Genomic DNA, 12,270 nt, shown 5'->3' with positions numbered 1-12,270 from the left:
CTATCTATTTTCGGCAGATTCTTTCTCTTCTGCTTCTTTGTATCTATGATAAATCTCACCATTCATAAACTCTTCGATAGCCATAGCAGTAGGCTTTGGCATTCTCTCGTAGAATTTAGAAATCTCAATTTGCTCACGGTTTTCGAAGATTTCCTCTAGGTTATCTACAGTAGAAGCAAACTCAGCTAACTTGCCATTAAGTTCTTCTTTCATACCGCTTGCAATTTGCTTTGATCTTTTTGAGATAATCGCAATTGACTGGTAGATGTTACCAGTAACATCACCAATTTTATCTGTATCTCTTGTAATTATTGATTGACTAGCTGCCATAATTAATTTGTTTTCAATTTATTCAGTTCACTCGTGGACTTCTCATAGTAGTCATTCACTTTGTCTGAGTATTCACTCACTGGAAAACGATCAACGAAGTCTCTATGGTATTTTAAGGTCTTCTCAAACCTTTCTTGTCTTAGTCTGGCAATACTGTTGTTTGCCAATTTATAACTTGTTTCAACGCTCAAGTACATTAACTCTTCATTATACTTAGAATCAGGAAAATCTGATTTAAAAGTCTGGAAAGTCGTAAGCGCAGCCTCTAAATAGTTCCTAAAAGATAAACCTGTGCTGAGGCGATAATAAAGTTTTGCGGTTTGGTAGGCTTTCGTTTCAAACCTCACCTGTAACTCATCGATGATTTCGTTAGCCTCCTCATAGTATTGAGATACAGGATACCTATTTAAGAAATTCTGCATCATGAGCACGGCCTCTTCAGAACTAGTTTGTTCTAAGTCTGGTCCAGGAGAGTCCATATATAGCGAATAAGCCTCCATATATTGTGCTTCCTCAGCCAAAGGACTTCTGCCATAGGTGTTGTAAAAAACGCTAAACTGATAGGCTGATAATTGGTAAAGTCCTAAGTAGAACTCAGAGTAGGCCCAATAGTATCTTATTTTTTCGGCGTATTCTGTGCCTTGGTAAATCGGTTGGATTTTCTCGAAAAGCGTCTTTGCTTTTACGTATTGCCCTTTTTCGTAGAAGGCAATGGCCCCGTTTAGGAGTTCAGCATAGTTGCTTGACCTCTCCAGTTTAGCCATCTGAGTTGTACAACTTGATATGCTAATCAAGAGGGCACATAAAACTAACAGAATAGGGGCTTTTTTCATAAGCGTGCAAAGTTACCAGTATATCGTCACATTTCCAATCAGGACTTGCCTTCAATTGTAGTTCAAAGAAAATTAGTTTTTGATTGAATATTAAGCGATTAACCCTTTTTAACGGTCGTATCGAAGATGTCTTGCAATCTCGCGGAGCTTCGGTTTTATATTGGTACGCCAGTTAAAACCTCTTAGTCTCCGATCGATCGGTTTGATTTGAAATCCAGGAATTAATTCGGCATCTACTTCGATATAAGTTCTGATTTCGGAGACCGTATTGTCTTCAAAGTATAATATCAAATCGGAACATTTAAGCTTGTTCATGGAAAGGGAACCCGATTCGTCAATCACATAGTATATACTTTCGCCATTTCCTGTTACATCGGTTTTCTTGATAATGCCATCGTCGAATTGAATCTGCATAAGTTTTCCTGATACTTGATTGAAGTTTTTGGCACTGTCTTGCGATATCACGAAGGATTTAATAGCCAAATTCATCTTGTCGACCTTATTGTTTTTTATTTCAATATTGATCGAATCGGCGCTCAGTTGACTATCGTTTGCCCAAATAATTGGGTCTTGGTACATGTAAATTGTTGAATCACTAAAATTGTAGCTCATAGAATCCGCTACGCCTTGTAAGTTTGATTTGAAAAGTTTGACATCATGATAAGCCTTCAAAAATTTGTTATCGGGATCGCTCTGATCTGAAAAGAGGGTGTCGGCTTTAATGAATAGAGAATCTCCTTGCATCATCTTTCTAATGTAGGCGTTTTCATAGGCGATCGCTGAGTTATTGGCCTTGTCGTACCGAGCTTTATCTCCAAAAATGGTCATAGAATCCTCCTTAGAGATCATAATGATGTTTCGAAAGGCGGAGTAGACTTGTAAACTATCATCCGTAATCAGCGTATCGGCCTCAATGTCAAATTCAGCATTGTAAACACGACCGTTGTAAACTTCGGCATAACGGGTTTCCCTATTATAAAGTAAACCCGTGTTTGTTTTGAGTGTGTCAGCATCTGACGTAACACCCAAGGTTTTCCCGATACTTCGTGTTTCAGTATTTATGGTATTGTAAAAGAGTGTATCTGTTTCCAAATAAAATTCATCGTTCTTCATTCTGACCGAATCATAAAATTCCGACGCTTTGGTAATGTAATTATAATAACCCCTTTTACTGGTGAGGGTAGAAGTTGGGTCGACTAGTCGACCGCCATTGAAATAATTACCGATTCGGGTAACACGATTATAGTCGAGATTATCAGTGTATAATGTTGAACTGTCGTCTTTTACGACCACATTCTTTCTTAAGAAGGCCATTCGCAAGTTGCCGTCATATTCTAGGTAATCGGCCGTAATGTCGATGGGATCAACAACGTCGATGATTCTTACATGTCCGAAGGCTTCGGCCGAATTAGTCTGCTTATTGAGGTAAGCCGAGTCACAATAAATGTTCGTGTTACCCTGAACCAGCCAAACAGAATCTATTAGTTTCTGAATTGATTGGCCATTAACTTGGTCCAAAGTCAGGAGTCCTGCATTTTTGAGTTGCACCTTGGTTTGCGCGAAGCTACCTAGCGGTATCAGAAAGATTAATAAAAAGTAAAAAGTATTTCTCCTCATTTCAACAAGCCGCAAAATTAGTGATTTATGCTATTTTTGACTCATGCTTAAAAGCTTTTCAGAGCAACTCAAAAAACATGCCCAATTTCCGCCAAAAGGAAAACTATTGTTGGCTATCAGTGGTGGAGTTGATTCCATGGTGCTCTGGGATTTGGTGTCCAGATTAAAGGTGGACTATGCGGTTGCTCACTGTAATTTTCAACTGAGGGGAGACGCCTCAGACGCAGATGAAGTTTTGGTGAAGACAAAAGCTCAGTCTTTAAAGGTTACTTGCCATGTCAATCATTTTGACACCAAATCTTATTCGACCATTCATAAGGTTTCTACTCAAATGGCAGCACGCGACTTGCGATATGAATGGTTTAAAGAAATCTGCCTCCTTCATGACTATCAATACATAGGATTGGCACATCATGCAAATGATGATGTTGAGACCTTTTTATTAAATATGGTTCGTGGAACCTCTCTAAAAGGTCAAAAGGGCATGCATTATCTCAATGGTCAACTATTGAGACCGCTTCTAAATATTCGAAAAGAGGAATTGCTCGATTATGCCAAAGAACACCGAATAGAATGGCGTGAGGACAAAAGCAACGAGTCTGTTGATTATAATCGCAACTATATTCGTCATGAAGTTATTCCCAAGCTAGAAACTTTGAACCCCGATCTATTGGGTACTATGAAGCGCAATATGCAGAAGAATGATGAGGTCTATCACTTCTTTAAAGCTTCCGTTGATCGTGTAAAAAGTGAACTCCTAGAATCAAAAGAAGGCCATATTCTCATTGAAAAAGATAATTTAAAACTCCATGAAATTGGGCCCTATGTTTTGAGCCAATTGTTAGAGAAATATGGGTTCACTTATGGGCAGTGCGATGATATTCTTTCACAAATAAACGGTGTTTCTGGAAAGGTTTTTCACTCTCCTCATTATCGATTGTTAATTGATAGAACAGCGTTAATCATTTCAAAGCATGAAGAGGAATCTCAAACTGAAGTCAGAATTAGTCAAGATACTTTAGAGTTTACCCTTTCTGATCGATATGAAATTAGCTATTTGGACAATTTTAGTGCTTTAAAACTTGATAGATCCTTGACTAACGCTATGCTTGATGCAGATAAACTACACTATCCGTTGACTATAAGAAGATGGAGGATGGGGGATAAGTTTATGCCTTTAGGTATGAAAGGCGCCAAACTAGTCAGTGATTTATTAATTGACTTAAAGGTTTCATTAATCGATAAAGAGTCAATTCATGTACTAGAATCCGCAGGTGAAATAGCTTGGGTCATTGGTTTAAGGCTGTCCGATAAATTTAAGGTGACAAATGATACTCAAAGGATCGTTCATTTTGTGAAATTGGAAGCTTAAGCGACAAATCTTTCAAAACGAACTAAACATTGTCTATTGAATTTTATTTGGCTCATTTGCTTATTACCTTTGCAGCCATAAACGAAATTAACCCAGAGGAGGAATATTATGAAAGTAACTGTTGTAGGTGCCGGAGCCGTAGGTGCCAGTTGTGCAGAATACATTGCACTTAAAAATTTTGCTGCCGAGGTAGTACTTATTGATATCAAAGAAGGTTTTGCTGAAGGTAAAGCGATGGACTTGATGCAGACTGCATCACTTAATGGTTTCGATACTAAAATTACTGGTGTAACAAACGACTATAGCGCGACTGCGGGTAGTGATGTAGCCGTAATAACTTCAGGTATCCCTAGAAAACCTGGAATGACTAGAGAAGAATTAATCAGTACTAATGCTGGGATTGTAAAATCTGTAGCATCTAGTTTGATCCAGGCTTCTCCAAACGTAATCATTATTGTTGTGTCTAACCCAATGGATACAATGACATATTTAGTACACCAAGCAACAGACCTACCTAAGAATAGAATTATTGGAATGGGTGGTGCACTTGATTCAGCAAGGTTCAAATATAGATTAGCCGAAGCCCTTGAGTCTCCAATTTCTGATGTTGATGGTATGGTGATCGGTGGGCATAGTGATACCGGTATGATCCCTCTAACGAGATTGGCTACACGAAATAGCGTTCCAGTATCAGAATTTGTTTCTGCTGATAGACTTGAAGAGGTAAAGCAAGAGACTAAAGTTGGCGGTGCTACCTTGACTAAATTATTGGGAACTTCAGCTTGGTATGCTCCAGGTGCTGCGGTTTCGGCAATGGTTCAAGCAATCGCTAATGACTCAAATAAAATGTTTCCATGTTCTTGCCTGTTAGAAGGGGAGTACGGCTTAAGCGATATTTCAATTGGTGTTCCTGCATTGATTGGTGCTAATGGTATCGAGCAAATTGTGGAGATTGAGTTGAGCGAAGAAGAGAAAGCTGCATTAAATGCAAGTGCTGATGCGGTAAGAAAAACTAACGGGTTGATTTAATATCAAATCGGCTAGAATAGAAAAAGCCTGATTTCATTTCGAAATCAGGCTTTTTTATGTCTTTCGGTGTACTAATAATCTAATTCTTGAAAATCAATTTCCCATCTCGATCCACAATCTTGTAGGTACTTTGATTAAGGATAGATATCATTTCACTGGTATTGTCAATTTCATCCTCTTCGTTCATGAAGAGAATCACCCCATCTTCCTTGGTTTTGAGCTTTCTTCTTTTGCCTACAGCTATTTTCAAATCGGTTACTTTTTCACCTGATCCATAAGCATTTTGGCCTACGTTAAATTCAGCCTTCACGTCACCATTTTCGAAGTACTCTTTAAAAGTCCCGAAGAGCTTGTTGAATGTATATTTCTTTTCACTCCTGATTGATCCATCACTATAGAATTCAGTAGCTAGGCCATGGAGTCTTCCTTCGAGCACTCGATAGCGAAATTTTAGCTTTTCGTTCTCGTAATAGTCTATGATTTCACCATTGATGAGTCTGTCATCAATCATGTATAATCCATTCTCAAATGCCACATCGGAAATCAGAACTTTGTCAGATTTTGATGTTTCCAAGTTAGGGTAAAGCAATAAGGAGAATAAAAGTGTTTTTGTCAGTAAAATTTGCATTTTAGCTTTAATTTTTGATTTGCCAATCGTGGTGTCAAAACGTGGTTCAGGCTATCAAAAGTCAAGATTTTTAATATAACGTAAAGTTCAGTTAAAAGTGTCAGATAAACAATACAAAAAAACACAGTTTGCATCCTATTCTTTGTAAAAGGGTGCATGTCTACGTTTTGTCCAGCCGATTTTCTGATTATATAGACACCACAACATGTAGAATGGTTTAGACCAGAATAAATTTTTAGCTAAGATGGATTTAGACGTACAAGTCTTTAATTTTAGACGTTGTTCAAGAGGTCATTAATTAGGGAATTGAAAAAGGGACTTATATTTTTTGTAATTGTGATTATCGCGGGGACGATAATTTATTTCAACCCCTTTCAAAAAACGTCAACTGACGACATTCGATTAATCTTGCCTGAGACTAGTCTGTTTACCCTACAATTCGAAAACACTAAAAAAGTAAGCGAACTCATAACAAGTCAACCTTGGTTTGAAGCGGTAGAACAAATTCCGCTCATTAGCGATCTCAACAAAAGCATTCAAAGCCTTGATTCGCTTAATGAAGTTGGTCAATTAAAATCAAGACTGTCTCAGTTGCCAGCATGGATTTCCATGCACACCACTTCAAGTGTTGAACTGACTCCTTTGTTTATAATGAAATCCGAAGGTTTTGATTGGCAACTGTCCAGTATTCAAGAGTTAGGCGAAAAACTTTTTCGGGAACCCTTAACACTTTCTAACCAGGAGTTCGATGGCAAGGAAATCGCAGTGTTAAAGTCTAGTGAATTATCCTTCGCTGTTTTGATTGAAGGCCCTTATCTGGTAATATCTGAAAACACGATTTTGATAGAAGACGTGATTCGAGCCATGCAGGGTGAGGAGAGCAGGTTGTTAAAAGAAGGGGATGTTCTTAAAAAAAGTGATATTCTTTTAATCATAAACAGCGCTAGGCTGGATGAACTTGCTTCGGTTTTCGTTGAAGGGAATGATTTTAGCTTTTCAAGAACTCGAATGTCTGGTAATGTAATAGTTGATCTTGATATTAAGGATAACGAATTGACTTTTCGTGGGTCAGAATACAATCAATCGGGTCTAGCTTCAAACCCGTCAGATGTTTTTGGGAAGAACCTCATTCCTCTTACCTCAAGTTCATTTTCGTGGAGGCCAAACCAAGTTAAGCTATCGGAATTGGTAAATTATTTCCAGAACGGATTTTGTACAATTACCATAGGAAGAGCCCAAGCCCAAGAACAGGTGTATTTAATGCCTGTAAATGATACTACAGAAGTTTCAAATGCTTTAAGAAATATGGCGCAAGGGCTACTTGCGCCAAGCGATTCTACGGTTTACAAGGAAAAGTATATTTCATCCGAAATAGGCTATATAAATGATGAAAAGTTTCTCCGTGACATGGTCGAAGGATTGAACAATGATGCTAAAGCTCCATTTTACACCCTTTTCCAAAATTTTCTCATTTTATCGTCAAATCTGGATGCATTAAAAACTGTTCTAGATGATTTTGAAAATGAGTCAACCTGGGGTAGATCCATTGAAAGAAGAAGAATACTCGATGATATGATCCAGGAAACGGACCTGACTTATGTTCAGGACTTCGAATATGCTACCGACCAAATACGGCGATCATTGAAACCAAAGTGGAAACAGTTTTTTGCTGAAAATCCTGAAGTGTTAGATGTTTTAAACTTGTTCAAGGTACAACTCAACCTAACAGGTAAATCTATGTTGGTGGCCGGTAATCTATCTTTTAGAGAAAATTTCAAATCACCAATTGCAACTGATGTAAAGGCCCTAGAGCAACAGAATATCCTAGCCAATGTCTTCACCGATAAGGAGATCATAACGAAACCATATATAGTGAGGAACCACAATAACTCTTCACTAGAAATAATATTCCAGGATGACGCCAATAATCTTTACCTCACAAATAAACAGGGGGAAATATTGTGGAAGAAGCGAATAGAGGGCGGTATTAATGGAAAGGTGCACCAGGTCGATTACTACAAGAATCGAAAGCTTCAATATCTATTCTTTACTGATACTTTGATCCACCTAGTGGATAGAAATGGAGACAATGTCGATGGGTTCCCGCAAAAGGCGATCGTATCAAGACCATTTGTTGGCTCATCAGTAATCGATTATGCGAATAACAAGGATTATCGCTTCTTAGCGGTTGATCGACGAGGGGATATTTCCCTGTTCGACAAACAAGGAGAATTATTAGAAGGCTGGAACCCCAATACCATAGGTAGTCCACTGCTCGAAACACCTTTTCATATCAGGATAAGGGGTAGAGACTGTTTTGTTGCTGTAGAGACCAGTGGAAGAATTCATTTAATCAATAGAAAAGCAACGCCATATGATGGTTTCCCCATAAAAGTTAATGGACGTTTTTCAGGAGATATCGTCATTGAAAGAGGGGCCAACTTTAATCAAACCTTTATATCGCTAATGACCGAGGAGGGCGAGTTTATTAAATCAAACTTTAGCGGAGAAATCATTCAACAAAAACAATTTGTAAGGCCCTCGGTCAATACAGTGTTCACCTTGGTGGACGACGCCCTTGAGACAGATTTTAGAGTTGTACGTAATGATGGCCGCGTATTGACCTTCTTCGATAGTGAATTAAATGAGACGTTTTCCGTCGATTACCCAAATTCAAGAAATATCTCCGTCGATTTTTATAATTTCAGAAATGGTAAAGAAGTTTTTGCCATCCGCGATAATGATGCGAGAATCATGCGAATGGTCAACAGAAATGGTGAATTTCTGACGCCAATAATCCCAAGTAATGGAGAAATTAGTATGCTTTTTTATCAGAATCGACTGGAGTACGAGGTCTTTGTTAACTTCGCTAATCAGATGAATATTTATGCCGTTAAACCACTTTAAGATTCTGCGATTGAGTATTGGCCTGCTACTTTTAGTTTGTAGCACCATTAGCCTTAGAGCACAAGGCGATCAATTACCAGATAGTTTTTCGAACCCGTACGAGGCTATTTACAATCAGCTGTATTATTTACAAGAGGATACAAGGAACCCTGCCCAATCAGCCAAGTCGTTGTTTAAAGGAGACAGAACCAAAAAAGAGCTTGAACAACTTTCAATAGAGTTAAAGCAGATTTTTGATGGCTCAGGTAATTTTATCCGCCTTGAGGATGTTCCAAGAGACAATGACTTCAGAGACTCGTTGAATAACAATAAACAACGTTACGTTCTCACATCAGATTTCCCTGATATTTACGTGCAGAAATACGGTAACAACTGGCTGTTTTCAGATCGATCAGTCTCGGAGATCGACAAGATTCATAAACAAGTTTACCCCTTTGGAACAGACAGGTTATTGAACCTTTTGCCGAAACTAGGTACGAAAAAGTATTTAGGGCTCCACTTGTGGCAATACCTGGGCATACTCGTGATCATAACCCTTGGTTTTGTACTTCATTTGGTCCTTACCGTACTAATTAAGCTCCTCCTCGTTAAGCTGATGCATCGGTACGGTAAAGTAGATTTAGCACGTGATGTGTTAATTCCTGCCGCCAAACCTTTCAGCCTGATGCTGGTCGCTGAAATGTCAAAGATTCTTATCCCGACCATTCAGTTACCACCTTATATAGCGATCAATCTCATCCTAATTGCCAGGGCACTTGTTCCGCTTTTTGCGACTATCTTTTTCTATAAGCTCGTCGATATCATAGGGATATATTTTACCAAAATGGCAGAAAAATCTGCCAATACCCTAGATGATCAATTGGTGCCTCTAATCCGCAAGATTCTGCGATTCTTTGTGGTGGTGGTAGGTTTTATAGCAATACTCAATAGTTTTAAATTCGACATTTGGCCTTTATTGACAGGGCTGTCTATCGGAGGTTTAGCCTTTGCTTTGGCCGCTCAAGACACGCTGAAAAACTTCTTTGGGTCTTTGATGATTTTTATCGATCGGCCTTTTCAAATTGGTGATTGGGTGACTTCTGGTGAGATTGACGGTACCGTTGAAGAGGTTGGTTTCCGATCAACTAGGATACGTACTTTTCGAGATTCAGTCATGTATGTACCGAACAGTATCATATCCAATAGTAATGTAGATAATCACGGTTTAAGAAAATACAGGAGATTTTATACAAGGCTTTCTGTGACATATGATACGCCTGCTAGGTTAATTGAAGTATTCGTGAAAGGGATAGAGCAAATAGTCGAGCGCCATCCAAACACTAGAAAAGACTATTACAATATTTTCTTAAATGATTATGCAGCGAGTTCATTAGACATTATGCTTTATATATTCTTTGAGGTGCCAGATTGGAATGCCGAGCTTAGGTGCCGACAAGAAATAATGCTGGACGTCAATAAACTGGCAGAGCATTTAGGCGTGCGTTTTGCATTCCCAACACAAACTTTGATGATAGAGGAGGTTCCTGGTCAAAAATCATTGACACCTCAGTACAGCCAATCAGCAGAGGAGATGCAAAAAGAAATGGACGCATATTTCAAAAACCAAAAACCAAAGTAATTGTAATGCACTTTGATACTAAAGCCGTTCATGCTGGTGTAAAACCAGATCCTTCTACTGGGGCTATAATGACTCCGATCTTTCAAACATCTACTTATGTACAGAAGTCGCCAGGAGATCATAAAGGTTTTGAGTACTCAAGAACACAGAATCCCACCAAATATGCCCTTCAGGAGAGTATTGCGGCGCTCGAAAATGGCAAGCATGGGCTCATATTCGGTTCAGGACTTGCAGCAATTGATGCAGTTATTAAGTTACTGAAACCTGGCGATGAAGTAATTACTGGAAACGATCTGTATGGAGGAACATATCGCATTTTCACGAAAGTTTTTCAAGACTTTGGTATCAAGTTTCATTTCATCGATCTGGATGATGTTTCGAACATCGAAAATTATATCAACGAAAACACGAAATTAATCTGGTTAGAAACACCTACTAACCCAATGATGAATATCGTCGATATTAAAGGCGCTGCTACTATAGCTAAAGCCCATCAGGTGCTTTTGGCCGTTGATAATACTTTTGCTACACCTTATTTACAAACACCATTGGATTTAGGGGCCGACATTGTCATGCATTCTGTAACCAAGTATTTAGGAGGTCACTCCGATGTAGTTATGGGTGCGTTGGCAATAAATGACGATTTAATTGCGGAGAAGTTAGCGTTTATCCAGAACTCCTGTGGGGCGGTAGCAGGCCCTTTTGATAGCTTTTTAGTACTAAGAGGGATAAAGACGCTCCACCTGCGTATGGCAAGGCATTGTGAAAATGGAAAAAAGGTAGCTGCGTATTTAAATAATCACCCAAAAGTGAATAAGGTTTACTGGCCTGGTTTTGAAAGCCATCCAAATCATAATATTGCTAAGGAGCAAATGAAAGATTTTGGGGGTATGGTATCTTTCACACTTCTGGAAGATGATCAGCAAGCTTCCTTTAGAATAATGGAACGCTTTAAACTATTTGCACTTGCTGAGTCGCTCGGAGGAGTAGAATCGATGGCTAACCACCCTTCAACAATGACTCACGCCAGTGTCCCAAGAGAAGATAGATACAAAGTTGGACTCCTAGATTCGCTCATTAGACTGAGTGTTGGGATAGAAAATGTGGAAAATTTGATCTCAGACCTCGAACAGGCCCTAGACTAATCCAAATATTCAATCGTATTCCAAACCCAGTGCTACTGGGTTTTTTTGTGCCTGACGATTCAGTCAATAGATTATACGGTTCACTCCCCGTTTCACCTGTTTCGGAAAATAATCTTCTTTTTTTGTGTCTAAAATTAAACTTTTATTGACCTTTGTCGTCTAATACAATATACGAAAGCAAATAATATTTGGTAACGTTAAGGTAACACTAAGATAGAAGAAACAACACATTCAGAATAACAACACGGTCATGAAAAAAGGAACAAACACAAAAAGGAAAATGTCAGCGATAGTCGCATTGGCATTGGCAGGTATGGTAACTTTTACTGCAGGTATTCAATCTTATGGAATTCCAAAAAATGAAGTGCCTGTGGCATATGATATCAAAAGTTCATTAGAGAGAGCTTACGAAGATTTCACAATGGAGGAGTATGATGCAAACTTTATTGCAGAAACTGAAGAAGTAGAAATCATCAACATTTACGACAGCGAAGACAAGTTAATCAAGTCGATCAAACTGGTAGGTGATGATGTCATAGAAGACGCAAAAACAAAGAAATTATTAAACAAGGCTGATTTTTTAACCAGCTATAGCAATACATCGATTTACAAAATCAACTAAGATTTAGTAAAACGTCAGAATTAAATTAGGAAGTCGACCTAGAAATGGGTCGACTTTTCTTTTGCCCATTCATATAAAACAGTTCTCGCCTTTTCTGAAATTGACGGTTAGTTCCTAACTTTTAGCATAATACTCGCTAGAGTAGAAATACCTTAAATCAAACTTTTAA

At 38.5% G+C, this 12,270-nt stretch carries 10 protein-coding genes; 6 read left to right on the top strand and 4 right to left on the bottom strand.

The genetic code is table 11. From position 1 onward, the window contains the following. The 3 genes from BFP71_RS16605 to BFP71_RS16595 all read right to left on the bottom strand — a co-directional run bounded on the left by BFP71_RS16605 (window position 1) and on the right by BFP71_RS16595 (window position 2,780). Window positions 1-330: a DNA-directed RNA polymerase subunit omega gene (locus BFP71_RS16605; RefSeq protein ID WP_069836544.1), complete on the bottom strand. Its 330-nt coding sequence runs from the start codon at window positions 328-330 to the stop codon at window positions 1-3. A 2-nt stretch (window positions 331-332) separates the two neighbouring features. After that, complete coding sequence (locus BFP71_RS16600) at window positions 333-1,163, bottom strand: outer membrane protein assembly factor BamD (RefSeq protein WP_088125089.1); 831 nt, start codon at window positions 1,161-1,163, stop codon at window positions 333-335. Window positions 1,164-1,271: 108 nt separating this feature from the next. Continuing rightward, window positions 1,272-2,780: an OstA-like protein gene (locus tag BFP71_RS16595; RefSeq protein WP_069836542.1), complete on the bottom strand. Its 1,509-nt coding sequence runs from the start codon at window positions 2,778-2,780 to the stop codon at window positions 1,272-1,274. Window positions 2,781-2,823: 43 nt separating this feature from the next. Here BFP71_RS16595 and tilS point away from each other — a divergent pair, with 43 nt between their 5' ends. Together tilS and mdh are read left to right on the top strand one after the other, a co-directional pair. Then, on the top strand, window positions 2,824-4,152 hold the full coding sequence (gene tilS, locus BFP71_RS16590; protein WP_069836541.1) for a tRNA lysidine(34) synthetase TilS: 1,329 nt from the start codon (window positions 2,824-2,826) through the stop codon (window positions 4,150-4,152). A 108-nt stretch (window positions 4,153-4,260) separates the two neighbouring features. After that, entirely contained in the window at window positions 4,261-5,181 is a 921-nt protein-coding gene (mdh, locus tag BFP71_RS16585) for a malate dehydrogenase (protein WP_069836540.1), read from the top strand. Between the two features lie 79 nt (window positions 5,182-5,260). Here mdh and BFP71_RS16580 read toward each other — a convergent pair whose 3' ends face one another. Then, entirely contained in the window at window positions 5,261-5,809 is a 549-nt protein-coding gene (locus BFP71_RS16580; protein WP_069836539.1) for a toxin-antitoxin system YwqK family antitoxin, read from the bottom strand. A gap of 408 nt (window positions 5,810-6,217) precedes the next feature. Between BFP71_RS16580 and BFP71_RS16575 the strand changes: the two genes are divergently transcribed. From BFP71_RS16575 to BFP71_RS16560, 4 genes are all read left to right on the top strand, one after another. Then, complete coding sequence (locus BFP71_RS16575) at window positions 6,218-8,716, top strand: hypothetical protein (protein WP_141719788.1); 2,499 nt, start codon at window positions 6,218-6,220, stop codon at window positions 8,714-8,716. Continuing rightward, a complete protein-coding gene (locus BFP71_RS16570) occupies window positions 8,697-10,334 on the top strand; it encodes a mechanosensitive ion channel family protein (protein WP_088125088.1) in 1,638 nt (545 codons plus the stop codon). Before BFP71_RS16575 ends, BFP71_RS16570 begins: the two co-directional genes overlap by 20 nt. 5 nt (window positions 10,335-10,339) lie before the next feature. Next, the gene (locus tag BFP71_RS16565) at window positions 10,340-11,479 is read left to right on the top strand and encodes a cystathionine gamma-synthase (RefSeq protein ID WP_069836537.1); all 1,140 of its coding nucleotides are present in this window, start codon (window positions 10,340-10,342) and stop codon (window positions 11,477-11,479) included. A 250-nt stretch (window positions 11,480-11,729) separates the two neighbouring features. Continuing rightward, complete coding sequence (locus BFP71_RS16560) at window positions 11,730-12,101, top strand: hypothetical protein (protein ID WP_069836536.1); 372 nt, start codon at window positions 11,730-11,732, stop codon at window positions 12,099-12,101. Window positions 12,102-12,270: the final 169 nt, after the last annotated feature.

The organism is Roseivirga misakiensis (assembly GCF_001747105.1).
GTDB classification, from domain to species: Bacteria; Bacteroidota; Bacteroidia; order Cytophagales; family Cyclobacteriaceae; genus Roseivirga; species Roseivirga misakiensis.
This window is presented reverse-complemented; position numbering and strand designations above follow the sequence as displayed.